We start from the raw sequence: 23458 nt of genomic DNA on the forward strand, positions 1-23458 counted from the left end.
GCTCGGGGACTTTCACACACGCGGATGCGCACGCGAGTGTGCGCGTGCGGCTGGTGTCGGCCGGTTTCCGTCCGGTCGGCGGCGCTCCCCCGGCTGCCGGCCGCTCGGAGACGGGCCGGTACCTCGGTGCGGGAGGCGGGCAGAGCGGAGATTGTATAGACCGGCGTCCCCCGACGCGAACGAATTACGGGCGGATCCCGGTACCCCCGCGCATCAGGGGTGTGCCGGGACCCGGGTACCGCGCGTCCCTCCCGTAGGGGAGTGCATACGACTCCAGGCCGACCCGCGCCCCCGCACGCTTCGGTCCGCAGGCCGATTCCGGGGGACGGGCGGGCGGAGCACCATGGAATGTATGAGCACCGCAGTCACCAACCCGCGCAGGACCGGCCCCGCGCACGGCGCCACGGCGGCGACCGGTCACCCGAGGAACAACCGCATGGGGAACGCGGTACGCGCCGTATCGGTCTTCGCACGCACCGCGTTCGGTGTGGCCGTCCTCGGTGAGTACGCGGAGGAGGCGGGCCTGGTCCGCCGCCACCGCTGAACCCGCACCCGTCGTCCCCGTCAGCTCTCCGACAGCAGCTCGTCCGCGTCGACGATCCGGTACGCGTACCCCTGCTCGGCCAGGAACCGCTGGCGGTGCGCCGCGAAGTCCTGGTCGATGGTGTCGCGGGCGACGACCGAGTAGAAGCGGGCCTCGTGCCCGTCGGCCTTCGGCCGCAGCACCCGGCCGAGCCGCTGCGCCTCCTCCTGGCGCGATCCGAAGGTCCCCGACACCTGGATGGCGACCGTCGCCTCCGGAAGGTCGATCGAGAAGTTCGCGACCTTCGACACGACCAGCACGTTGATCTCGCCCTGCCGGAACGCGTCGAAGAGCTTCTCGCGCTGCGCGTTGCTGGTCTCGCCCTTGATCACCGGGGCGTCCAGGTGCTCACCGAGCTCGTCGAGCTGGTCGATGTACTGACCGATGACGAGGGTCTGCTCGCCCCGGTGCTTGCGCACCAGCGCCTCGGTGACCTTCCGCTTCGTCGCGGTCGTCGCGCAGAACCGGTACTTCTCCTCGGCCTCGGCCGTCGCGTAGGCGAGGCGTTCGGAGTCCGTGAGGTTCACCCGGACCTCGACGCAGTCGGCGGGCGCGATGTAGCCCTGCGCCTCGATCTCCTTCCACGGGGCGTCGAACCTCTTGGGCCCGATCAGCGAGAAGACGTCCGACTCACGGCCGTCCTCACGCACCAGCGTCGCGGTGAGACCCAGGCGGCGGCGGGCCTGGAGGTCGGCGGTGAACTTGAAGACGGGCGCGGGCAGCAGGTGCACCTCGTCGTAGATCACCAGGCCCCAGTCGCGGGAGTCGAACAGCTCCAGGTGCGGGTAGATCCCCTTACGGCGGGTGGTCAGCACCTGGTACGTCGCGATGGTGACGGGCCGGATCTCCTTGCGCGTACCGCTGTACTCGCCGATCTCGTCCTCGGTCAGCGAGGTCCGCTTCACCAGCTCGTGCTTCCACTGCCGGGCGGAGACGGTGTTGGTCACCAGGATCAGCGTGGTCGCCTTGGCCTCGGCCATCGCACCGGCGCCGACCAGCGTCTTGCCCGCGCCGCAGGGGAGCACGACGACACCCGAGCCGCCGTGCCAGAACCCGTCGACTGCCTGCTTCTGGTACGGGCGGAGCGCCCAGCCGTCCTGGTCGAGATCGATCGGGTGCGCCTCGCCGTCGACGTATCCGGCGAGGTCCTCGGCGGGCCATCCCAGCTTCAGCAGCGTCTGCTTGATCTGCCCGCGCTCGGAGGGGTGCACGGCCACGGTGTCCGGGTCGATACGTGTCCCGACGAGCGGCTGGACCTTCTTGGAGCGGAGGATCTCCTCCAGCACGGGACGGTCGTTGGTGGTCAGCACCAGACCGTGGACCGGGTGCTTGGACAGGGTGAGGCGGCCGTACCGCGCCATCGTCTCGGCGATGTCGACGAGCAGGGCGTGCGGCACGGGGTAGCGCGAGTGCTCCACGAGCGCGTCGACGACCTGCTCCGCGTCATGGCCCGCGGCGCGGGCGTTCCACAGGCCGAGCGGGGTCACCCGGTAGGTGTGGATGTGCTCGGGGGCACGCTCCAGCTCCGCGAAGGGCGCGATGGCACGGCGGCAGGCCTCGGCCTGGTCGTGGTCGACCTCGAGGAGGAGTGTCTTGTCGCTCTGGACGATGAGGGGTCCTGACACGCGGCGCCCTTTCCGGCGTGGGGTGACCGCCCGGGTGCGAACGGTCAAACGTCCAGTGTGCCGCATCGGGCGCGCAAGGGGCGGGGGAGAGCCTGTACGGGACCGGAGGGCTTCGCTCAGGCCCCGGCGGCCGAACCGCCGGCGGAGTCGCTCCGGGCCGTCCACGCCGGGGCGGCCCCGACCAGGGAGTCGAGGCGTTCCAGCCGCTGGGCGGTGGGATCGTCGGCGGGCGTCATGACGATGATCCGCTCGCCGCGCGCCCGGTCCAGCCACAGGCTCTGGAACTGGACGTCGAGGGTGCCGACACGCGGCGACACGTACCGGCGCCGCTGGGTGCTGTCACCCACCACCTCGTACGACTCCCAGTACCGCACGAAGTCCGGCGACTCCTGGCGCAGCCGGTCGATCAGCGCGTTCCACCGGGGGTCGTCGCGGTGCTCCGGCTGCCGGTTGCGGAGCCTCGCGGTGATCTCGCGGAGGACGGTGTCCTCGTCGACCAGGCTGTCGCGCCAGCTCGGTTCGGTGAACATCAGCCAGGCGCAGTTGCGTTCCTCGACCGGGTACGTGTCCAGGTCGGCGAAGAGGTACCGGTAGGCGCGGTTGGCCGCGACCAGGTCGTAGCAGTCGGTCTGCACGGCGGCCGGGTACGGCAGCAGCTTGGCCAGGACGGCGGTGTGCTCCGGGCGCAGGTCCATGGGCGGCCCGGGCTCGGGGGCCGGGCCCCGGCCCGCGAGCACCATCAGGTGCCGGTGCTCGGCGGCGTCCAGGCGCAGGACGCGAGCCACCGCCTCCAGCACCTGGTCGGACGCGTTCCTGGCGCGGCCCTGTTCCAGCCACGTGTACCAGGTGACCCCGACGCCGGCGAGCTGCGCGACCTCCTCGCGCCGCAGACCGGGTGTGCGGCGCCGGCCGCTCGTGGGCAGGCCCACGTCACCGGGGGTCACACGGGCGCGGCGGGCGCGCAGGAAGGCGCCGAGGGCGCTGCGGTCGGATGCCGAAGTGGTCACCACCCCAGTGTCGTGCCCCGGGGCCGGTGGATCCAGGTAGTGCCGGTACCCGTATCACCAGGCTCCTGGTACCAGGATGGCGGCAGGCGGAGGGTCGCGGTCATGACCACGCAAACCCTTCCCACCGTGGACCCCGTGGCGCCGGTCCCGGCGCGCGCCCTCACGGGCGCCGGCCTCGCCGTCCTGCTCGTCGCGTACCTGCCCGTGAACATGACGTTCGGATCGGTCAACCTGCTCGAACCCGCGATCACCGAGGACCTCGGGGTGACCGCGTCGGGCGGGCAGCTGGTGCTGTCCGCCTACACCACGGCGTTCGCCGCGACCCTGGTCGTCGCGGGGCGGCTGGGGGACCGGTTCGGGCGGCGCCGGCTGCTCGCGGCCGGTGTCGGCGCGTTCGGTGTGGCCTCCGTCCTCGCCGCACTCGCGCCCGACCTGGTCACGCTCGTGGCGCTGCGCGCCGTACTCGGCCTCGCCGCGGGCCTGTTCACCCCGCAGGTCCTGTCCACCATCCAGTCCACGGCGCCCGGGAGGCTGCGCGCGCTGGGCGTCACCCTGTTCGCCGCCGTCAGCGGCATCGCGACCGTCACCGGTCAGCTCCTCGCGGGCGCCGTCGCCCAGGCCGCCGGTGACCACTGGGGCTGGCGGCTCGTCCAGATGCTCACCGGGGCGATAGGTGCGGCGGCGCTGCTCGCCCTGCGGACCGTGCCCGAGTCCCGTTCGGCGGCACCGCTCGCGCTCGACCTGCGCGGGGCCGTGCTCCTCGGCGCGGGTCTGCTCCTCGTCGTCGTACCGCTGACGCTCGGCACCTCCGCGGGCGGAGCCGCCCCGGTGCTCGCCATGCTGGCCGCGGGCGGCGCGGTCCTCGCCCTCTTCGCCCGCTCGCAACGCGCCGCCGAACGCCGGGGCGAACTGCCCGTCGTGCCGCCGAGCCTGCTGCGCACCCCGGTCGTACGCCAGGGGCTGATCATGACGCTGCTGTTCTTCACCAGTTACGGGGCGTTCCTGTTCGAGTTCTCGGCACTCTCCCAGGGCGCGTTCGGCGTGGACGCCTGGGGAGCGGTGGTGATGCTGCTCGGCTTCGGTGCGGCGTTCGTCGTCACCGCGCTCGCCCTGCCGGCCGTGGAACGCCGCACCGGACGCTGGACGATGACGGGTGCCGCGGTCGGGCAGGCGGCGGTGCTGCTGGCTCTCGCGCTCACGGTGAACGGTGCCCGCGGAGGGGCCCCGGCGGCCGTGCAGCCGCTGCTGATCCTGCTCGGTGTCAGCCAGGCCCTGATGTACGGCCCGGTCCTGCGTACGGTCCTGTCCCGCACACCGACCTGGGCGGCGGGCGTCGCCGGCGGACTCTTCACCACCCTTCAGCAGCTCGGCCTGGGCCTCGGCGTGGCTCTCCTGGGCGGTGTCTTCCATGCCGTGGCCGGCGCGACGGCGGGCGGCCCCGCCGCCGGACTCCCCCACGGGTTCGCGGTGGCCGTGGCCGTACAGGCGGTCCTCGCGGTGGCGTTCGCCCTGCTGGCCACCCGTGTCGCCCGGGCCGGAGAGGACGGCCGGAGGTGATCCGGACGCGCCCCGTGCCCGGAACCCGCCGCGTGCCGGACCACGCCACCCGCGACCGCGCCTCCGTCGTCGGCCGGGCGTACGAGGGCCGTCCCGTAGCGTGGAGGAGTGGACGGGACGGAGTCTGCCGGGACGGTGCCGGGCCCCGACGACCGGGCCTTCCCGGCGCACCATGCGCCGGGGTGCGCCGGTCTCGGGGAGCTGGACGCGCTCGTGACGCGGTGCCGCGCCTGTCCCCGGCTGGTCGCCTGGCGGGAGGAGACCGCCGAGGTGAAGCGCGCGGCCTTCCAGGACGAGGAGTACTGGGGGCGCCCGGTGCCCGGATTCGGGCCCCCGGACGCGACGGTGGCCGTGGTCGGGCTGGCGCCCGCCGCCCACGGGGGCAACAGGACCGGCCGGATGTTCACGGGCGACGCGGCCGGTGACTTCCTCTTCGCCGCGCTGCACTCCGTGGGCCTCGCCTCGCAGCCGTCGTCCGTCCGCCCCGGCGACGGTCTGACGCTGCGCGGCGTACGGCTCACCTCGCCGGTGCACTGCGCGCCCCCGGCCAACAGGCCCACACCGGGGGAACGCGACACCTGCCGGGCGTGGCTCTCGGCCGAGCTGGACCTGCTGAGCCCGGGGCTGCGGGCCGTGGTCGTCCTCGGCGGCTTCGGCTGGCAGGCCCTGTTCACGGTGCTGGCCGACGCCGGGTGGCGGGTGCCCCGCCCGCGCCCCGCCTTCGGCCACGGCGCCCATGTGGTGCTGCCCGCCACCGCGAGAAGGCAGGAGCTCCATCTGCTGGGCAGTTACCACCCGAGTCAGCGCAACACGTTCACCGGCCGGCTCACCATGCCGATGCTCGTCGGAGTGCTCAGGGAGGCCGCCGGCCTCGGCGGACTGCCGGCTCCCTGAGCCGTCGGGCCGTCCGTCCGTAGCCGTCGGGCCGTCCGTCCGTAGCCATCGCGCCGTCCGGCGGTCGCCCGGCTTTCGCGACGTCAGTTCGTCTGCTCGTCGGCGAGTTCGGCGACGCCCGTGATCCGGTGCAGGGGGTAGGTGCGGACCTCGTCGGCCGTGTGGTCGTACCCCGTCACGAAGCCGCCCTCGACCTTGACCGGGGCGATGACCCGCTGGCTGGCCGCGCCGTCCGCGTTGACGTACCCGATCCAGACCGCGGACCCCGTCATCGCCGCGGCCTGCACGGTCGCCAGGGTGTCCGCGGGCGTGGTGCGGGGGAGCGAACCCGCTGCTGCGGCGGGGGAGTCCTGGTCGTCCCGCTGGACGGCCCTCGCCGCGCTGTCCCCGGCCCGGACCGCGCGCACCGCGGCGGCGAGAAGGGTGGCGTCCGGGACCGGGGGCCCCTCGGGGACGGGGACGGGGGGCGTGCGGGGAGGGGTGCGCCGGGCGCCGGCGCGGGTGATCAGCACATCCCCCTCGGCGGATTCGGCGGCCGGGGCGTAGCCCATCTCGCGCAGCCCGTCGAGCAGTGAGGCGGGGTCGGTCTGCGCGGCCAGGACCGTCGGGGCGAGCCGGCGCAGCCGCAGGGCGGCCGAACGCTTGTCGGCCAGGATCTCGTTGAGCACCGCCTCGTCGTCGCAGCGTACGTACGCGGAGGCCGCGCCGATCCGCAGATGACCGTGGCGGCGGGCCACGTCGTCGATGAGGTAGCTCAGCGGCTGCGGCACCGGCGTACGGCTGTGGGTGGCCAGGAAGGAGTGCAGGTCGGCGGCGGCCTGCCCGGCGTCGAGGGCCCGGCGTACGGAGCCCGGGGTGAAGCGGTAGACCGTCGCCCCGCCCTTGGACTCGACGTCGGCGAGGACCGACAGCATGCCGGCGAGGGGGCGTTCCAGCGGTCCGGGGGCGACCGCCGTCAGATCGGCCTGGAGCAGTACGTGGTCCAGGGGTTCGGGGATCAGCGGGGCGAGGAGGGAGGCGGCCTCGGCGGGGCCGTCGTCCAGCAGGGCGCGGGCCTGGGACGAGAGGGCGCCGCGGCCGGTGACGCCCAGCAGTTCCGCCTCGTTGACCGTCCACAGGGCGATCCGGGAGCGGAGGTCGGTGGCCTCGCCCTGGCCGGAGGCCCCGCCCGGTGCGGTGCCGCGCAGCGGGCGTTCCCAGCGGAGCCGGGCGAGCAGGGTCTGCGGGTCGGGCGCGGTGCCCGGCGGGAGGGTGGCGAACAGCGCGAGGACACGGCGGCGTACCTCGGGCGCGGGGGACCGGTCCAGGTCCGGGCCGAGCGCGGAGAGCGCCCGCCCCTTGGCGTCCTGACCGCCGATCAGGCCCGCCGTCCGGGTGGCGGCCAGCCAGGCTGTGGCCAGATGGGTCCAGCGGTCCTGGGCGGCCAGGTCCAGCCACTCGTCGGACGCGGGCGTCGGCGCGTACCGCTCGTCGGTCTCGCCGTCGGAGGCCAGCAGACCGGCGGCGTAGGCGAGTTCGATCCAGAAGGCGGCGACGGGCTCGGTGACGTCCAGCGAGGTGGCGGTGCGCTTCAGCTCGCGCACGCTCAGGCCGCCGGCGCGCAGGATGGCGGGGCCGCCGTCGTCCCAGAGCTTCAGCAGCTCCTCGACGGTGGACAGGGCCATGAATCCCTGGCCGGCGGCGGCTCTGTCCACAGCCTGGGGATCGCGCTCGGCCATCGCCACGAGCGCGGGTGGTACCGGCTCGGGCAGCCGGTGGGCGCGGCCCGCCCGCAGATGGAGCGCGGCCTCGCGGGGCAGGACGACGGTGCGCGTCGACACGGGAAGCAGCAGCCCGCGGTCGCGCAGCCACTGGACGGGAGGGGCCGGGTTCGGGGTGACCTCCCCGTACGGAGGTCCCCACACCAGCCGGTCGAGCACGGACAGCGCCTCGACCGGCGCGGTGTCCAGCAGTTCCGCCATCCTCGTGCGGTCCGTGAAGAGTTCGGCGAGCGCGCCGACCGCTGACACCGGGTCATGGGTCGGGGGGAGCCCGGCGGCCGCCAGGATCTCCTGAAGCCTCCCGGGTGACATCCCGGCGGTGGCCTCGGCGACGGTGGGCCCCAGGCCGGTGGGGGAGGGGTGCTGGGGAGAGGGGGACAGCAACTCGCGCGCGGTGCGCACGAGGTGCAGACGGGCGTCCTCGCCCCAGACCAGGGCCTGTTCGCGCAGGGTCGCCAACGCGCCCGGAAGGGCGGCGGTGATCGAGGCGCCCGCGCCGTCGCGCCCCGCGCCGTCCTCCTGGCCGTCCCCGGTGAGGAGGGCCAGCAGCGTGTCGTACGGGGCCGGGTCCGGTGCGACGGCGAGCGCCTCCGCCGTCTGCAGGGCGAAGCGGTCGAGGTGCTCCAGTGCCCGGACGACGGAGGCCCGGGTGCCCGCCCGTGTGGCCAGCTGTGTGATGTCGTTCGGCACGGGACTGAGCAGGTCGGGGCGGGCGCGCAGCAGCCCGGCCAGCGATTCGTCGCCCCGGGCGCGCAGGGCTTCGGCGAGCGTGCGCGGTGGTGTGGTCGTCCCCATCCGTCCCACGGTAGCGGCTGGAACGCTACCGTCGGGGCAGGGCGGGTGGAGGAGGACCATCGCGTGGGGATCGAGAGCGACCAGCTTGTCTACGACTACCTCAGCCGGGTCGGTGACCTGGCGCAGCGGCAACAGCTGTCCTCGGGCGACCGGATGAGACTCGTCGCGACGCTGCGGGGCGAGATCGACCGGCAGCGCGGCACGGACGGTTCGGACTCTCCCGCCGTGGTCCGGCGCATCCTCGGCCGGCTCGGAGCGCCCGGCGAAGTCGTGGCCGCGGCGGCCGGGTCGGGCGACGGAGGAGCGCGGTTGCCCGGGCCGCGTACGGCCTCGCCGGCGGCGGACGAGGGTGCCCCGGAGGTGCCGGGGGCCCGGCGCGGGATGTTCCGCAAGGACGTGCCGCGCAAGGGCGCGTCGCCGGAGGCCGGGGGGAGGGGCGACGGGGACGGGGGCTCCGGGGGGCCGGATTCCGGGACTCCTGTTCCGGGCTGGCCGTCGGAGTCGGCCCCGCACATGGCCGGGCTGGGCCAGGCTCCGCCGGAGGGCGAACCCGAGTGGTGGCGCGTCGAGCCGGGACCCTTCGGCGCGGACGGGCACGGCGGGCACGGGGCGATGGGGCCGGGCGTGGCGGGACCGGGCACGGCGGTGCCCGGTTTCGTGGGCGGCCTGGAGCGACCGGAGCTGTTCGGCGCGCCGAGCGCGCCGAAGCCCCCGGGGCCGCGCGCGCCGGGAGACCCGGCGGAGCCCGAACCGGGAGCCGACGGGAAGGGAGCCGACGGGACAGCGGCGGAGGCCGAACGCGCGGCGCCCGCCCCCCGGGCGATGCCGGGGCTGCGCCGCCGCCGAGCGAAGGCCGTCGCCGGAGCGGAGGTGGCCGCACGGCCCCGCCTCTCGAATCCGCTGCTCCTGCTGGCCGCCGCACTGCTGGTGGCGGGCGCGGTGCTCGGCTCGTGGCTGGCGCTCGCGGGCGGCTGGCTGCTGGCGTACAGCTCGCGCAAGTTCTCGCGCGCGGAGGCGAAGTGGGTCGCGCTCGGTCTGCCGGGCGTCGTCGTCGGCGGGGCCTTCGTCTGGCTCTGGGGCCGGATGGAGGGCCGCTGGGGCGAACCGCTCGCCGAGGGCGCCATGGGGGACGCGATGACCGAGGCCTGGCCGGTGGTGGTGCGCGTCGCGGCTATCTCCTCGGCCCTCTACCTGGCGTGGCGGTCCCGCAGACTGCCGGGCTGAGCGCGCCGTCGAGGAGACGCGCGCTCGTGGAAGGGGAGGCAGGGGAGTGTACGTCCGTACCCTCTGAGTGTACGATCGTACGCATGTCGACGGACCACTTCGCGGGCGATCCGCGCACGAACCTGGAGCGCATGCTCGCGGGTGACCTCTACATCGCCGACGACCCGGAGATCGCGGAGAGGCAGCAGCGGGCCATGCGCCTCGCCGCCCGCTTCCAGGCCGCCTACACCGAGGACGCCGACGCCGCCAAGGCGCTCCTGGCCGAGCTCCTGGACTCCGTGGGCGAGGGCGTCGACCTGCGCCCGCCCCTCTTCGTCGACTACGGCAGCAACATCACCATCGGCGCCCGGACGTTCGTCAACTACCACCTCACCGCGCTGGACGTCGCCCGCATCACCATCGGCGAGGACTGCCAGATCGGTCCCAACGTCCAGCTGCTCACCCCCACCCACCCCGTCGAGCCCGGCCCCCGCAGAGACAAGCTGGAGGCCGCGCTGCCCATCACCATCGGCGACAACGTCTGGCTCGGCGGCGGAGTCGTCGTGTGCCCGGGGGTGACCATCGGCGACAACTCGGTGATCGGCGCGGGCGCCGTCGTCACCAGGGACATCCCCGCGGACGTCGTCGCCGTGGGCAACCCCGCCCGCGTCATCCGCTCCCTCTGAACAGGCACGGCACCATGGCCACCGGACGCACCGACCCGCAGCGCCGCGAGCGCATCCTCGCCGCCACCCTCGACCAGATCGCCGAGGAGGGGGTCGTCGGCGTCTCGCACCGCAAGGTCGCCGCCCGCGCGGACGTCCCGCTGGGGTCGATGACGTACCACTTCGACGGCATCGACGAGCTGCTGCGCGAGGCCTTCACCCGCTTCGCCGACCGGATCGTCGCCGTCTTCGAGGACCACCTGGGCCGGGCCGGCACCCCCGAGGAGGCGCGGGAGGCGGTCACCGACCTCATCCACATCCTCTCCGAGGGCCCCCGGCGCGACCTCGTCCTTACCCAGGAGCTCTACACGCTGGCCGCCCGCCGCGACGAGTACCGCGAGCTCACCCACGCGTGGATGAACCGCAGCCGCCGGCTGCTGGAGCGGTTCTTCGACCCGGACACGGCCCGTCAGCTCGACGCCCTCATCGAAGGGCTGGCCCTCCACCGGGCCCTCGACACCGAACCGTCCAGCCGCGAACTGACGCGGCAGGCGGTTCAGCGGCTGACCTCGGGCGGCCGCTGACCCCAAGACCGCCTGCGGGGCACGGACCTGACCCCGTGCCCCGCAGGCCGTGCGCCTCCCGCACGTCTCCGACGAGCGCGGGGACACACGGCGAACGGCGACACAAGATGTCCGGTTTCCACGACAGCATGGTGCCGACCGGCGCACCGAACCGTGCCGGGACGGCGCACGGATCTGGAGGCCACGGATGGCAACGGCACTGCGGGAGAAGGTGGCCCTGGTCGCCGGGGCGACGCGGGGAGCGGGCAGGGGGATCGCGGTGGAGCTCGGCGCGGCCGGGGCCACCGTGTACGTCACCGGACGCAGCACCCGGGCCCGGAGATCGGAGTACGACCGGCCCGAGACCATCGAGGACACCGCCGACCTGGTGACGGCGGCGGGAGGCCACGGCATCGCCGTCCCCACCGACCACCTGGTCCCCGAGCAGGTCCGCGCGCTGGTGGAGAGGATCACCGCCGAGCAGGGCCGGCTGGACGTGCTCGTCAACGACATCTGGGGCGGTGAGCACCTCTTCGCCTGGGACACCCCCGTGTGGGAGCACGACCTGGACAAAGGGCTGAGGCTGCTGCGGCTGGCCGTGGAGACGCACGCGATCACCAGCCACCACGCGCTCCCCCTCCTGCTGCGGAACCCCGGCGGGCTGGTGGTCGAGGTCACCGACGGCACGGCCGAGTACAACCGCGACCGGTACCGGAACTCCTTCTTCTACGACCTCGCCAAGACCGCCGTACTGCGGATGGGGTTCTCGCTCGGGCACGAGCTCGGCCCCCGGGGCGCCACGGCGGTGGCGCTGACCCCGGGATGGATGCGCTCGGAGATCATGCTCGAACACTTCGGGGTGACCGAGGACACCTGGCGGGACGCCCTGGAGTCCGTACCGCACTTCTGCGTCTCCGAGTCGCCCTCCTACACCGGGCGGGCCGTCGCCGCACTCGCCGCGGACCCGGAGGTGAGCCGGTGGAACGGGCAGTCGCTCTCCAGCGGCGGGCTGGCGCGGGAGTACGGGTTCACCGACCTCGACGGCAGCAGGCCCGACGCCTGGCGCTACCTCGTCGAGGTCCAGGAGCCGGGGCTGCCCGCCGACGCGAGCGGCTACCGCTGACCGCCGGCGGACGCCCCGCCGCCCCGCCCGGGGCACTCGGCACAATGGGTCCATGCCTTCACACACCCTGACGGTCGGCTTCGACCTCGACATGACGCTCATCGACTCCCGGCCGGGCATCAAGGCGGCCTACGAGCAGCTCGCCGCCGAGACGGGCGTGTACATAGACACCGACCTGGTGGTCAGCAGGCTGGGCCCGCCGCTCGAACAGGAGATGGCCAACTGGTTCCCCGCCGGCGAGGTCGCCGCGGCCGGTGACCGGTACCGGGCGATCTACCCGGACACGGCGATCGCGCCGACGACCGCGATGCCCGGCGCCCGGGAGGCCGTGGACGCCGTTCAGGCGCTCGGCGGGCGGGCCATGGTCGTCACCGCCAAGTACGAGCCGAACGCCAAACTCCACCTCGCCCACCTCTCCATCGGGGCGGACCTGCTGATCGGCGGGCTCTGGGCCGAGGGCAAGGCCGAGGCACTGCTCGAACACGGCGCCCGGATCTACGTCGGTGACCACACCGGCGACGTGCGCGGCGCGCGTGCCGCAGGGGCCCTGTCGGTCGCCGTCCCGACCGGTCCGTGCGACGAGGCGGAGCTGCGCGCGGCGGGCGCCGACGTGGTCCTGCCGGACCTCACCGCGTTCCCGGAGTGGCTGCGGGGACACCTGGCCGGGTGACGCGCGCGGCGGACTGCCCCTCCGGCCCTCGGAGCCGGGGGCCGGACGCCCTCCCCGGGCGCATCCCGGAACCCGCCGCCCTCCCCGGGCGCATCCCCGGAATCCGCCGCCCTTCCCGGAACCCGCCGCCTCCCCGCACCCCCTGAGGCATCAGGGGAGCCGCCGCCGGAACCGTGCGGCACGGCATCAGGCGTTCGGGCGCCGTGAGGGTGCTGCCCTCCCGCGCTGCTGTTAATTTCGCCCTTATGTCCCTTACATACCTGCGTAACCCGATCGGCGGGTGAGCCGGGGTGGGTGTTCTCCGTGACAATCCCGCCCTCTCCCTGTTCCTCTGCCTGGCCGTCGGCTACCTCGTCGGCAAGCTGCGGTTCGGCCCCATCGCCCTCGGCGGCATCTGCGGCACGCTGATCGTGTCGCTGCTGCTCGGAGCCCAGCACGTCAGCGTCGACGACGACGTCAAGGACGTCTTCTTCGCGCTGTTCATCTTCTCGCTGGGCTACATGGCCGGCCCGCAGTTCTTCGCCAACCTCAACCGTGGCAGTCTGCGCTTCTTCACGCTCTGCTTCATCGAGCTGGTCTGCGTGCTCGGTATCGCCTACGGCCTGGCCAAGGCCTTCGACCTGGACGTCGGCACGGCGTCCGGCATCCTCGCGGGAGCGGCCACCGAGTCCGCCGTCGTGGGTACGGCGACGGAGGCCATCGGCAAGCTCGGCGACCTGACGGCCGACCAGGTCAACGAGTACCAGGGGCACGTGGCCACCGCGTACACGGTCTGCTACCTCTTCGGGCTGATCACCATCGTGCTGTACACCAGCCAGATCATGCCGATGATCCTCCGCATCAACCTGGCCGACGCCTCGCGTCAGCTCTGGGAGAAGATGCGCGGCGGCTCGTCCGGGCTGGAGTCCGACGAGCGCGAGGCCCTTCCGGGCATGGTCGGCCGCACCTATCTCGTGACCCTCGCGGACGGGCGGAGCGTGGGCGACCTGGAGGCGGCCTACGGCGGACGGATCACCGTCGAGGGCGTCAAGCGGGGCAGCAAGCTGCTCACCCCGGACCCCGGGCTCGAGCTGACGCTCAGCGACCTCGTCCAGGTCGTCGGCCTGCGGTCGGCGATCATCGACGCCGGCCGGGACATCGGGCCCGAGACGCCTGCCGTTCCGGGACTGGACACCCCACTGGCCACCAGTCAGGTCGCCGTCACCGAGAAGGAGACGATCGGCGCCACCATCGACCGGCTGCAGAAGCGCCACCCGGAGTTCCGCAAGGACGGCGTCTACGTCACCGACGTCCTGCGCAACGAGCAGCACCTGCCCGCCAGCGGGGAGACGGTCCTCGCACGCGGCGACGTCCTCACCCTGGTCGGCGCCCGTGGCGGGCTCAACCGGCTGGTCAAGAAGCTCGGCGCGGTCGTGAAGAACGACTCCACCGACTTCGTCTACATCGGGTTCGGCATCGTCGCGGGCTCCCTGCTCGGCCAGATCGTCGTCAACGCCGGGGACGTCCCCCTCTCCCTCGGCACCGGTGGCGGCTGCCTGATCTCCGGTCTGCTCTTCGGCTGGTTCCGCTCCCGCTCCCAGACCTTCGGGGCGTTCCCGCCGCAGGCCGCGAGCACCCTCAAGGACATGGGGCTGGCCGTCTTCATCGCCTGCACCGGGCTGGCGGCCGGACCCCAGGCATGGCCGCTGCTCAAGGAGTACGGGGCGCTGCTGCCGTTCGCCGGCATCGCGATGGTCCTCGTCCCGGCGACGATCTCGCTGATCGTCGGGCGCAAGTTCCTGAAGATCGAGAAGCCGCTCCTCATCGGCGCGATCGCCGGTCAGCAGTGCTCCACCCCGGCGATCACCTCCGTCACGCAGGTGGCCCAGAGTTCCGTGCCGCTGCTCGGCTACACGATCACGTACACCCTCTCCAACTTCCTGCTGCCGCTCACCGGTCCGATCCTCGTCGGGGTACTGGGGGCCTGAATGATCGACTTCCTGAACCGCAACATCTTCCAGCCGCACCCCGAGCTGCTCGTCTTCGTCGTGATCGCGCTGGGGTTCCTGCTCGGCAAGGTCCGCTACCGGACGATCGCCCTGGGCGCGGTCACCGGGTGCCTGGTCGTCGGGCTCGTGCTCGGCGCGCAGTTCGAGGTGGAGATCGACGACACGGTGAAGAACCTGTTCTTCATCATGTTCCTGTTCGCCCTCGGGTACCGCGTCGGCCCGCAGTTCTTCCGGGGACTGAAGAAGGACGGACTGCCCCAGGTGGTCAACGCGGTCGTGGTCTGCGTGACCGGGCTGCTGGTCTCCTGGCTGTTCGCGGAACTCCTCGGATACGGGCCCGGCCTCGGCGCCGGGCTCATGAGCGGGGCGCTCACCCAGTCGGCCGCGATCGGCGTCGCCCAGGACGCCATCGGGACCCTGCCCGGACTGTCGTCCGCCGAGGCGAAGTCCGAGCAGAACCTGGTGGCCGTCGGCTACGCGGTGACGTACCCGCTCGGCACCATCCTGTGCGCGATGCTGCTGGCGAACGTCCTGCCCAAGCTCTACCGCCGGGACCTGGCGAAGGAGAGCGCCGAGCTCGCCGCCGAGATGGACGCCCCGGACGTGAGCCCGGACGAGGGCGAGGGCTACTACGAGGTGGTGCTGCGCGCCTACCGCGTGGAGCGGCCCGACCTGGTGGGCCGGTCCGTCGCGGACATCGAGGACCAGCAGAAGCAACTGGGCCGCCGCGTCTACCTCACGGGCGTCCGCCGCGAGGGCACCGTCCTGGAGCCCGACCAGTCCCGCACGATCCGGCAGGGCGACATCGTCGCGGTCAGCGCGATCAGGGGCGACCTGGTCGCGTTCGACGCGCGTACGCACATCGGCGCGGAGACCGACGACGTCGAGCTGCTGGGCTACCGCACCGAGACGCTGCACGTGGTCGCCTCGGAGAAGGCGCAGCTCGGCCGGACCATCGACGAACTGCGCCGGGAGCCCTTCATGGTCGGGGTGTACGTCGACAAGCTCTACCGGTCCGGATCGGAGTTCCCCTACCGGCTCTCCACCCGCCTGGAGCGCGGCGACACCGTCATCCTCACGGGGCCGGAGCGGCTGGTCGGCCCGGCGGCGAAGGAACTCGGCAAACCGGTGCCCACGAGCTTCGCCACCGACATGGTCTGGGTGGGGCTCGGCATCTTCCTCGGCGGCTGCATCGGCATCCCCGCACTGACCGCGGGCGGGGTGCCGATCTCCCTGTCCACGTCGGGCGGCGGGCTGATCATGGGCCTGGTCTTCGGCTGGATCCGCGGGCGCTACCCGACGTACGGAAACGTTCCGCCCGGGGCCCAGTGGTTCATGGACACGCTGGGCCTCTGCGTCTTCGTCGCCGTGGTCGGCATCAACGCGGGGCCGAGCTTCACCAGCGGTCTCTCCTCGGCGGGCTGGGGACTCCTGGTCCTCGGTGCCGTCGCCACGGTCGTCCCGCTGATCGTGGGATTCCTGGTCGGGCACCACGTGCAGAAGATCCGGTTCCCGGTGCTGATGGGCGTCCTGGCGGGCGGTCAGACCACCACGGCGGCGATCGGCGCCGTCAACGAGACCTCGAGATCCCAGATCCCCACCCTCGGTTACACGATCCCGTACGCCGTCGGCAACGTCCTGCTGACGGTGTGGGGCGCCGTGATCGTCATCCTCAACCACTGACCCGACACGACCAGCACGGGAGCGGAGACCACCATGCCGAAGACGAGACTCAGCCGTGAGGAGATCCGGTCCTTCGCCCAGCTCTCCCCCTTCGAGCTGAAGGACAAGTTCATCCAGATCGCCACCGAGGCGCAGAGCGACAAGGCGGGCCAGAAGGGCATGGCCGCCCAGGCGATGCTCAACGCCGGCCGGGGGAACCCGAACTGGGTGGCGACCGGCCCCCGCGAGGCGTACCACGCGCTCGGCTACTTCGCGCTCAGCGAGTCCCGGCGGGTGTGGACCGCCGACAACCTGGGAGGCATGCCGGAGGAGTCGGGCTGCGCGGAACGCTTCGAGCGGTTCGTCCGTACGAACCCGTCCCTGCCGGGCATCGAGCTGCTGAAGGCGTGCGTCGACCTGGCGGTGCGGCGCTTCGGCTTCGTGCCCGACGCCTTCGTGCACGAGCTGGCGGACGCCTCGATCGGGGACAACTACCCCGTGCCGGACCGCATCCTGCGCCACACCGAACTGATCGTGCGGGGGTACCTGGCCGACGAGATGTTCGACCACCGGCCGCCCGAGGGGCAGACGATGAGCCTGTTCGCCACCGAGGGCGGGACGGCGGCCATGTGCTACATCTTCGACTCGCTGATGAAGAACGGGATCCTGGAGAAGGGCGACCGCATCGCCCTGATGGTCCCGGTGTTCACCCCGTACCTGGAGATCCCGGAGCTGGACACCTACGGCTTCGACGTGGTGCACGTGGAGGCCAGTCTCTTCACCGAGACCGGGGTGCGGCAGTGGCGCTACCCGACGGAGGAGATCGAGAAGCTCGCCGACCCGTCCGTGAAGATGGTCTGCTGCGTCAACCCCAGCAACCCGCCCTCGCTGGCGCTCTCCACCAGGGTCACCGAGCAGATCGTCTCCATCGTCGGCGAACGCAACCCGAATCTGCTGATCGTCACCGACGACGTGTACGGGACCTTCGTGGAGGGCTTCCGCTCACTCGCCGCCGACCTGCCGCGCAACACCCTGCTCGTCTACTCGTACTCGAAGCACTACGGGGCGACCGGCTGGCGGCTCGGTGTGATCGGGCTGCACGACGACAACGTGATCGACGCGATGCTGGACGCGCAGTCCCCGGAGCAGAAGGCGAGGCTGGAGAAGCGGTACGGGACGCTGACGCTGGATCCCGGGAAGCTCCGCTTCATCGACCGGCTCGTCGCGGACTCCCGGCAGGTGGCGCTCAACCACACCGCGGGGCTCTCCCTGCCCCAGCAGGTGATGATGTCGCTCTTCTCGCTCTTCGACATGCTGGACGAGGGCCAGGACTACAAGCACCGGATTCGCGCCATTGTGCGCCAGCGGCTCGACCTCCTCCTGGAGGGCGTCCACATGAAGATCTCGGACGACTCGAAGCGCGCCGCGTACTACATCGAGCTCGATCTGCTGGCCGAGGCCGAACGCGTCCACGGCAAGGAGTTCGCCGACTTCCTCCAGCGCAACTACGAGCCCGTCGACCCGCTCTTCCGGCTCGCCGAGCAGACCTCCGTGGTGCTGCTCAACGGCGGGGGCTTCGACGGGCCGGAGTGGTCGGTGCGGGTGTCGCTCGCCAACCTGGACGACCTCGACTACCTGAAGATCGGCCACCACCTGCGCGTCATCTTCGACGACTACGCACAGGAGTGGCGGACGGCGTGACGCCCGCGGCGGGCCGCTACCTCGTCGCGGCCCGCTTCGGGGAGTCCTTCCACACGGAGCGCACCACCCCGGCGCCCGCGATCAGGAAGCCCACCCCCATCAGCATGCACACCGCGTAGGCGACGGGCGGGAACGGGTCGGTGCCCAGGAACAGGGGGGCCACGGTGACCAGTGTGGCCAGCGCGCCGATGAAGAAGACGACGGCGCCGACCTGTACGAGGCGGTCGCCCGAGCCTGAAGGAGTAGTACTCACCCGGCCAGGGTAGTTCCCAGCTCGGTGGAACAAACCGGTGACGTCTTGTCTCCGGCCCCCTGCCCATTAGCCTGGGACCTGGCGGGTCACGGACCCGCTGTACTGCTATCCGGAGCCCTTTCACGGCTCACCCGCACACCGACGAGTACGAGGACGAGGACAGACGTGCCCACGGGTAAGGTCAAATGGTTCAATTCGGAGAAGGGCTTCGGCTTCCTTTCGCGGGACGACGGCGCCGACGTCTTCGTCCACTCCTCGGTGCTCCCGGCCGGCGTCGACGCGCTCAAGCCCGGACAGCGGGTCGAATTCGGTGTGGTCGCGGGCCAGCGCGGTGACCAGGCCCTGTCCGTCGTGATCCTCGACCCCACGCCCTCGGTCGCCGCCGCGCAGCGGCGCAGGCCGGACGAGCTGGCCTCGATCGTCCAGGACCTCACGACGGTCCTGGAGAACATCACGCCCATGCTGGAGCGTGGCCGCTACCCGGACAAGGCCGCCGGGGCGAAGATCGCGGGGCTGCTGAGGGCGGTCGCGGACCAGCTCGACGTCTGACGGACGGACCGGGGCGGGTCCGGACGGTCCGGCCTCCGGCGCGGCTCGTGGCCCCGCACGCTTCCGCCGTACGACGACCGCTCCGATCCGGCCGGACCGGGACCGGGACACGACAGGCCGGGTACCCACCGCACGCGGTGGGTACCCGGCCTTCTCCGTGCGCCCGGCCCCGGTGGACCCTCCTCGGCCTCGGGGGGAGAGGCGGCGGATAGGCGGGGAGTAGCGGCTCCGGTCCGGACGGATAGCGACGCGCGGAAGAGTGTTTTCCGCCAGCAGGCGTCGACCGAATCGTGAGGCTTTCCGATGATGACCGAATCCCGAGTCCGCCCCTCAGCGGGAGGAGGTGCGCCGGAGGACGTCGCCTTGCTCGGCACGGTCGTCAAGCGCTTCTCCAACGCCAAGGGCGAGGACTTCACCGCAGTCGACGGGCTGGATCTGCGCATCCGGCGCGGTGAGATCGTGGCCTTCCTCGGCCCGAACGGCGCCGGGAAGTCGACGACCATCGACATGCTCCTCGGCCTGACCCGGCCCGACTCCGGCACCGTGGAACTCTTCGGGCAGGAGCCGCGGAACGCGGTGCGCTCCGGCCGGGTCGCCGCCGTCATGCAGTCGGGCGGGCTGCTTCCCGACCTGACCGTCGGGGCCACCGTGCACATGCTCGGTTCGCTGTACCCCGGTGCCGACCCCGAGCGGTGCATGAGCCGGGCCGGCGTCACGGAGCTGCGGGACCGCAAGGTCTCCGCCTGCTCCGGCGGGGAGCAGCAGCGGCTGCGGTTCGCGGTCGCCCTCCTCTCCGACCCCGAGTTCCTCGTGCTGGACGAGCCGACGGCGGGGATGGACGTGGCGGCCCGCAGGGAGTTCTGGGCGGCCGTCCGGGAGGACGCCGGGCGGGGCATGACCGTCATGTTCGCCACGCACTACATGGAGGAGGCGGACCAGTTCGCCGACCGGGTGGTGATGATCGACCACGGTGCGGTCGTGGCCGACGGCTCGGCCTCGTCGGTGCGCGCGGCGACCAGCGGGCGCACGGTATCCGCGGTGATCACGCCGCAGGACGCCCGGACGGTGGCCTCCGCGCCAGGTGTCCGTTCCTGCACGGTGCGCGGTGACCGTCACTTCTTCGACTGCTCCGACTCGGACGCCGTGCTGCGGCTGCTCGTCGCGCAGACGCGGGCGAGCGAGATCGAAGTGACCCCGCGCAGCCTCGAAGAGGCGTTCATGGCCATCACCCAGCAGGACCGCGGCGCCCGGGAGGGACTGTGACCACCACGCTCGCACAGACGGAGACGGGCTCCCGCGCCTCGGTGTTCGGCGGGGTCAACGCCACGTTCATCGGCTACGAACTGCGCCGGCGCTTCAACCGGCAGACGACGATCTTCACCCTGCTGCTGCCGGCGGTGCTCTACCTCGCCCTGTTCCGGACGGGCCCGGACGACGCCACGCTCCCGCACGGCAACTTCGCCGCGTGGATGATGTGCGGTCTGGCCGTGTACGGCGCCGGGACGGCCGCCATCAGCTCGGCGGCCACGATCTCGGTCGAGCGGTCCGTGGGGTGGATGCGCACCATCGCGCTGAGCCCGCTGACCCCGCCGGGCTATCTGCTCGTCAAGGTGCTGTGCTCGGTGCTGATGGCCGGGGTCCCGGTGATCATCGTCGGCGCGCTGGGGCTCGCCACCGGGGCGCGGGCCGATGTGAAGGTCTGGGTGACGGCCCTGCTCGTCGCCTGGCTGGGAGCGGCGGTCTTCGCCGCGCTCGGTATCGCGATGGGGCTGGCCATGAAGCCCGACGTGGTCATGCATATGCCCGGCCTGACCATGACCGCGCTCGCGTTCCTCGGAGACCTGTTCATCCCGCTCAGCGGGATCATGCTGGAGATCTCGCGCTACACCCCGATGTACGGGGTGGCGACCCTCGCCCGGTACGCCCTCACCGACGGCTACTCCTTCAGCGGCGAGCACTCCAGCCTCACCGGCGCCGTGATCAACGTCGTCGCCTGGTTCGCGGCCTTCTCCTTCATGGCGGTCCGCAGGTTCGCCAGGAGCACCGGCCGCCAGTAGGGGCGTCCGTACGACGGCAGCGCGTCCGGGAGCTGCGGTCTCTTCACCGATCGATCGCGGGCCGTGGGGGCCGCGCAGGGGTACTCGACACAGGGGGGATAGAACAAATGTTCGCAATCATCGCGCCGGGCCAGGGGTCACAGACCCCCGGCATGCTGGCCGGCTGGCTCCGGGACCCGGAGTGCGCCGCCGCGGTGCGGCAGTGGTCCGAGGCCTCGGGGTGCGATCTGGCCCACCTCGGCACGAAGGCCTCCGCGGCCGAGATCGCACGGACGGAGAACACCCAGCCGCTTCTCGTCGCCCAGGGGCTGCTGGCCCACGGCGCCCTGACGGGCCGGCTGCCCGACGGGGCCGCCGTGGTGGCCGGCCACTCCGTGGGGGAGCTGACCGCCGCCGTGTACGCGGGGGTCCTGGAGCCCTCCGACGCCGTACGCCTCGCCGCCGTGCGCGGCAGGGCCATGGCGGACGCATGCGCCGGTACACCGACCTCCATGGCGGCGGTGGTCGGCGGGGACGAGCCGGAGGTGCTCGCCCACCTCTCCGGCCTCGGCCTGAGCGCCGCCACGTACAACGGCCCCGGCCAGATCGTGGCCGCCGGCGAGTCGGAGCGGATCGGGCAGCTGCTGGCCGGGCCGCCGAGCGGTACCACCGTCCGGGAACTGCCGGTGGCGGGGGCCTTCCACACCCCGTACATGGAGCAGGCCCGGCAGGTCTTCGCCGAGGCGGCCGCGGCCACCCGGTTCGCCCCACCGCGGCAGATCCTCCTCTCCAACGCCGACGGAGCGGCGGTCACCTCACCCGACGAGGTGCGGCGACGGTTCGTCGGGCAGGTGGTGCGGCCGGTGCGCTGGGACCTGTGCATGGACTCCCTGGCCCGCAGCGCACCGCGGGCGGTGTTCTCGCTGCCGCCCGCGCGCACCCTCGCCGGAATCCTCAAGCGCAGGTACCCCGCGTACGACGTGGTGTCCCTGAACACGCCCAGGGACGCGGCGAAGGCGGCCGCCCGGCTCGACACCGAGAGAACGGAGCCGGCCCGTGCTGGTGTCTGACCTCCTCGACCGTCCGCGCGCCGAGCGCCCCGGACACCCCGCCGTCATCGACAGCGACGGCAGCTGGACCTACGGCGAGCTCGGCGCCGCCGTGGACCGTGCGACCGGATGGCTGCGCGGCCGGGGCGTCGCCACCGGGGAACGGGTCGTCTACGCGGGCGGCAACGACCGGACCTTCCTCGCCCTGTTCTACGCCACCCTCCGCGTCGGCGCGGTCTTCGTCCCCGTGCATCCCGAGCTGACGGACACGCAGACCGCCGCCATCGTGGCGGACTGCGCCGCCGCCCTGGCGATCTGCCCGCCCGGCGCGGGAGCCGGCGCCGCGGACACGGTCACCGCGCAGGCGGCCGCCCGCGGGATCGAGGACGCCGCACCCGATCCACGTCCTGCCGGACTGCCGGACACCGCCGTCGCGATGCTGATCTACACCTCGGGGACGACGGGCCGCCCCAAGGGCGTCGTCTGCCCGCACCGGCAGATGACCGCCGCGCTGCACGCGGTCAACGCCTGCCTGGGCTACCGCCCGGACGACGTGGTGCTCTGCCGGCTCCCGCTCTCCTTCGACTACGGGCTCTACCAGGCGCTGCTCTGCGCGCTGACCGGCGGCACGCTGGTGCTGACCGGCCGGGCCCAGGACGTCGGACTGCTGAGGCTCATCGAGCGGCACGGTCTCACCGTCGTCCCCCTGGTGCCCTCGCTCGCACAGATCCTCACCCTGCTCCAGCGCAAGCTCCGCAGGCCCACCAAGGTCCGGCTGTTCACGAACACCGGAGCACGGCCGGGCCGGGCGGTGATGGCCGAACTGCTGGAGGTCTTCCCCGGCTCCGAGTTCGCCTCGATGTACGGGATGACCGAGTGCAAGCGCATCTCGATCCTGGACCCCGCCGAGTACGCCGCCCACCCCGACTCGGTCGGCCGGCCCATCCCCGGCGACCACGTCCGGATCGTCGGACCGGACAAGCGGACCCTCGGACCCAGCGAGACCGGCGAGATCGTCGTCCACGGGACCACCGTGATGGACGGCTACTGGGGGATCCCCACGGAGGAGCAGAACCGATTCGTCCGGCGCCCGGACGGATCACTCGAACTGCACTCGGGCGACCAGGGCTACCTGGACGAGGAGGGCCGCCTCTACTTCGTCGGCCGCGACGACGACATCATCAAGCGCCGCGGTGTCCGTATCGGACTGACCGAGATCGAGAACGCCGCCGAGTGCGTCCCCGGCGTGACCGCCGCGGTCGCCCTGAAGCCCGAACCGGAGGACGGCCCGCTGCGGCTCGCGGTACGCAGCCGTCTGACGCCGGATGAGATCCGCGCCCACCTCGCGCACCGGCTCGACCGTGCCCGGCTGCCCGACCTGATCATCCCGCTCGACTCCGTGCCCCTGACCGCGAACGGCAAGCCGGACCGCACGGCCACCCAGCGCCTGATCGACTCCCCGGCCCACGCCCGGGAGACGGACACGCCCCCCTTCGCACAGACGAGGACCACCCATGAACCAGTCGCAGTTTGACCAGCTCGTCGAGGAGATCTGCTCCGTGACCGTCAAGGATTCCGAGACCCCGCTCGTCGACCTCGGCGTCGACTCCCTGCACACCGTCGCCCTGGTGATGGCCGTCGAGGAGCGCTTCGGGATCGAGGTCGACCCCGAGGCGCTCGCAGACCCCGCCCTCACCTCGTCGGCCGGCCTGTGGCGCTCGGTGCAGGCCCGCCTCGCCGCGTCGCTGCCCGCGACGGCCGGGAGCTGACGACCC

Annotated in this window: 21 protein-coding genes; 17 read left to right on the top strand and 4 right to left on the bottom strand. The window is 72.6% G+C overall.

Annotation, left to right across the window (positions count from 1 at the left end):
* Window positions 1–352 precede the first annotated feature (352 nt).
* Entirely contained in the window at window positions 353–544 is a 192-nt protein-coding gene (locus ACFXOA_RS04190; protein WP_362541396.1) for a hypothetical protein, read from the top strand.
* 20 nt (window positions 545–564) lie between these two features.
* Here the strand turns inward: ACFXOA_RS04190 and ACFXOA_RS04195 are convergent, their stop codons facing one another.
* Both ACFXOA_RS04195 and ACFXOA_RS04200 read right to left on the bottom strand, forming a co-directional pair.
* Window positions 565–2208 (bottom strand): DNA repair helicase XPB, encoded by a 1644-nt coding sequence (locus tag ACFXOA_RS04195; RefSeq protein ID WP_385022192.1) that lies wholly within the window; start codon window positions 2206–2208, stop codon window positions 565–567.
* 116 nt (window positions 2209–2324) lie between these two features.
* Complete coding sequence (locus tag ACFXOA_RS04200; RefSeq protein WP_385022195.1) at window positions 2325–3215, bottom strand: helix-turn-helix transcriptional regulator; 891 nt, start codon at window positions 3213–3215, stop codon at window positions 2325–2327.
* Between the two features lie 102 nt (window positions 3216–3317).
* On the opposite strand from ACFXOA_RS04200, the gene ACFXOA_RS04205 reads away from it, so the two are divergent.
* Both ACFXOA_RS04205 and ACFXOA_RS04210 read left to right on the top strand, forming a co-directional pair.
* Entirely contained in the window at window positions 3318–4772 is a 1455-nt protein-coding gene (locus ACFXOA_RS04205; protein WP_385022198.1) for an MFS transporter, read from the top strand.
* A gap of 108 nt (window positions 4773–4880) precedes the next feature.
* Window positions 4881–5666: a uracil-DNA glycosylase gene (locus tag ACFXOA_RS04210; RefSeq protein ID WP_385022201.1), complete on the top strand. Its 786-nt coding sequence runs from the start codon at window positions 4881–4883 to the stop codon at window positions 5664–5666.
* An 83-nt stretch (window positions 5667–5749) separates the two neighbouring features.
* On the opposite strand, the gene ACFXOA_RS04215 is transcribed toward ACFXOA_RS04210, so the two are convergent.
* Window positions 5750–8221 (bottom strand): helicase C-terminal domain-containing protein, encoded by a 2472-nt coding sequence (locus ACFXOA_RS04215; RefSeq protein WP_385022204.1) that lies wholly within the window; start codon window positions 8219–8221, stop codon window positions 5750–5752.
* 63 nt (window positions 8222–8284) lie between these two features.
* On the opposite strand from ACFXOA_RS04215, the gene ACFXOA_RS04220 reads away from it, so the two are divergent.
* From ACFXOA_RS04220 to ACFXOA_RS04255, 8 genes are all read left to right on the top strand, one after another.
* Window positions 8285–9445: a hypothetical protein gene (locus ACFXOA_RS04220; protein WP_385022207.1), complete on the top strand. Its 1161-nt coding sequence runs from the start codon at window positions 8285–8287 to the stop codon at window positions 9443–9445.
* An 83-nt stretch (window positions 9446–9528) separates the two neighbouring features.
* A complete protein-coding gene (locus ACFXOA_RS04225; RefSeq protein WP_385022209.1) occupies window positions 9529–10110 on the top strand; it encodes a sugar O-acetyltransferase in 582 nt (193 codons plus the stop codon).
* Between the two features lie 14 nt (window positions 10111–10124).
* The gene (locus ACFXOA_RS04230) at window positions 10125–10673 is read left to right on the top strand and encodes a TetR/AcrR family transcriptional regulator (RefSeq protein WP_385022212.1); all 549 of its coding nucleotides are present in this window, start codon (window positions 10125–10127) and stop codon (window positions 10671–10673) included.
* Between the two features lie 187 nt (window positions 10674–10860).
* Window positions 10861–11775 carry an SDR family oxidoreductase gene (locus tag ACFXOA_RS04235; protein ID WP_385022215.1) on the top strand — a complete coding sequence of 305 codons (915 nt, stop codon included), beginning with the start codon at window positions 10861–10863 and terminating at the stop codon, window positions 11773–11775.
* Window positions 11776–11827: 52 nt separating this feature from the next.
* Window positions 11828–12445 (top strand): HAD family hydrolase, encoded by a 618-nt coding sequence (locus tag ACFXOA_RS04240; RefSeq protein WP_385022218.1) that lies wholly within the window; start codon window positions 11828–11830, stop codon window positions 12443–12445.
* A gap of 290 nt (window positions 12446–12735) precedes the next feature.
* Window positions 12736–14412 carry an aspartate-alanine antiporter gene (gene aspT, locus ACFXOA_RS04245; protein ID WP_385022221.1) on the top strand — a complete coding sequence of 559 codons (1677 nt, stop codon included), beginning with the start codon at window positions 12736–12738 and terminating at the stop codon, window positions 14410–14412.
* On the top strand, window positions 14413–16116 hold the full coding sequence (gene aspT / locus ACFXOA_RS04250; RefSeq protein ID WP_385022224.1) for an aspartate-alanine antiporter: 1704 nt from the start codon (window positions 14413–14415) through the stop codon (window positions 16114–16116).
* Window positions 16117–16149: 33 nt separating this feature from the next.
* Window positions 16150–17796: a bifunctional aspartate transaminase/aspartate 4-decarboxylase gene (locus tag ACFXOA_RS04255; protein ID WP_385022227.1), complete on the top strand. Its 1647-nt coding sequence runs from the start codon at window positions 16150–16152 to the stop codon at window positions 17794–17796.
* A 16-nt stretch (window positions 17797–17812) separates the two neighbouring features.
* On the opposite strand, the gene ACFXOA_RS04260 is transcribed toward ACFXOA_RS04255, so the two are convergent.
* Window positions 17813–18049 (bottom strand): hypothetical protein, encoded by a 237-nt coding sequence (locus ACFXOA_RS04260; RefSeq protein ID WP_385022230.1) that lies wholly within the window; start codon window positions 18047–18049, stop codon window positions 17813–17815.
* A gap of 165 nt (window positions 18050–18214) precedes the next feature.
* On the opposite strand from ACFXOA_RS04260, the gene ACFXOA_RS04265 reads away from it, so the two are divergent.
* From ACFXOA_RS04265 to ACFXOA_RS04290, 6 genes are all read left to right on the top strand, one after another.
* Window positions 18215–18598 (top strand): cold-shock protein, encoded by a 384-nt coding sequence (locus tag ACFXOA_RS04265; RefSeq protein WP_073743882.1) that lies wholly within the window; start codon window positions 18215–18217, stop codon window positions 18596–18598.
* A gap of 363 nt (window positions 18599–18961) precedes the next feature.
* Window positions 18962–19861, top strand: coding sequence for an ABC transporter ATP-binding protein (locus tag ACFXOA_RS04270; RefSeq protein WP_385022233.1), 900 nt, complete (start codon window positions 18962–18964; stop codon window positions 19859–19861).
* Window positions 19858–20655 carry an ABC transporter permease gene (locus ACFXOA_RS04275; protein WP_385022236.1) on the top strand — a complete coding sequence of 266 codons (798 nt, stop codon included), beginning with the start codon at window positions 19858–19860 and terminating at the stop codon, window positions 20653–20655. The genes ACFXOA_RS04270 and ACFXOA_RS04275 overlap by 4 nt, the downstream gene beginning before the upstream one ends.
* Window positions 20656–20762: 107 nt before the next feature.
* Complete coding sequence (locus ACFXOA_RS04280; protein ID WP_385022239.1) at window positions 20763–21704, top strand: ACP S-malonyltransferase; 942 nt, start codon at window positions 20763–20765, stop codon at window positions 21702–21704.
* Entirely contained in the window at window positions 21691–23217 is a 1527-nt protein-coding gene (locus tag ACFXOA_RS04285) for a class I adenylate-forming enzyme family protein (protein ID WP_385022241.1), read from the top strand. Before ACFXOA_RS04280 ends, ACFXOA_RS04285 begins: the two co-directional genes overlap by 14 nt.
* Window positions 23198–23452 (top strand): acyl carrier protein, encoded by a 255-nt coding sequence (locus tag ACFXOA_RS04290; protein ID WP_385022244.1) that lies wholly within the window; start codon window positions 23198–23200, stop codon window positions 23450–23452. Before ACFXOA_RS04285 ends, ACFXOA_RS04290 begins: the two co-directional genes overlap by 20 nt.
* Window positions 23453–23458 lie beyond the last annotated feature (6 nt).

This window comes from Streptomyces sp. NPDC059166 (assembly GCF_042755185.1).
Classification (GTDB): domain Bacteria; phylum Actinomycetota; class Actinomycetes; order Streptomycetales; family Streptomycetaceae; genus Streptomyces.

What these genes read in the sequence shown, in the direction of transcription:
- ACFXOA_RS04190 (WP_362541396.1), top strand. Translation starts at nt 353, where the DNA reads ATGAGCACCGCAGTCACCAACCCGCGCAGGACCGGCCCCGCGCACGGC.
- ACFXOA_RS04205 (WP_385022198.1), top strand. Translation starts at nt 3,318, where the DNA reads ATGACCACGCAAACCCTTCCCACCGTGGACCCCGTGGCGCCGGTCCCG.
- ACFXOA_RS04215 (WP_385022204.1), bottom strand. Translation starts at nt 8,221, where the DNA reads ATGGGGACGACCACACCACCGCGCACGCTCGCCGAAGCCCTGCGCGCC.
- ACFXOA_RS04225 (WP_385022209.1), top strand. Translation starts at nt 9,529, where the DNA reads ATGTCGACGGACCACTTCGCGGGCGATCCGCGCACGAACCTGGAGCGC.
- ACFXOA_RS04230 (WP_385022212.1), top strand. Translation starts at nt 10,125, where the DNA reads ATGGCCACCGGACGCACCGACCCGCAGCGCCGCGAGCGCATCCTCGCC.
- ACFXOA_RS04235 (WP_385022215.1), top strand. Translation starts at nt 10,861, where the DNA reads ATGGCAACGGCACTGCGGGAGAAGGTGGCCCTGGTCGCCGGGGCGACG.
- ACFXOA_RS04240 (WP_385022218.1), top strand. Translation starts at nt 11,828, where the DNA reads ATGCCTTCACACACCCTGACGGTCGGCTTCGACCTCGACATGACGCTC.
- aspT (WP_385022224.1), top strand. Translation starts at nt 14,413, where the DNA reads ATGATCGACTTCCTGAACCGCAACATCTTCCAGCCGCACCCCGAGCTG.
- ACFXOA_RS04255 (WP_385022227.1), top strand. Translation starts at nt 16,150, where the DNA reads ATGCCGAAGACGAGACTCAGCCGTGAGGAGATCCGGTCCTTCGCCCAG.
- ACFXOA_RS04280 (WP_385022239.1), top strand. Translation starts at nt 20,763, where the DNA reads ATGTTCGCAATCATCGCGCCGGGCCAGGGGTCACAGACCCCCGGCATG.
- ACFXOA_RS04290 (WP_385022244.1), top strand. Translation starts at nt 23,198, where the DNA reads ATGAACCAGTCGCAGTTTGACCAGCTCGTCGAGGAGATCTGCTCCGTG.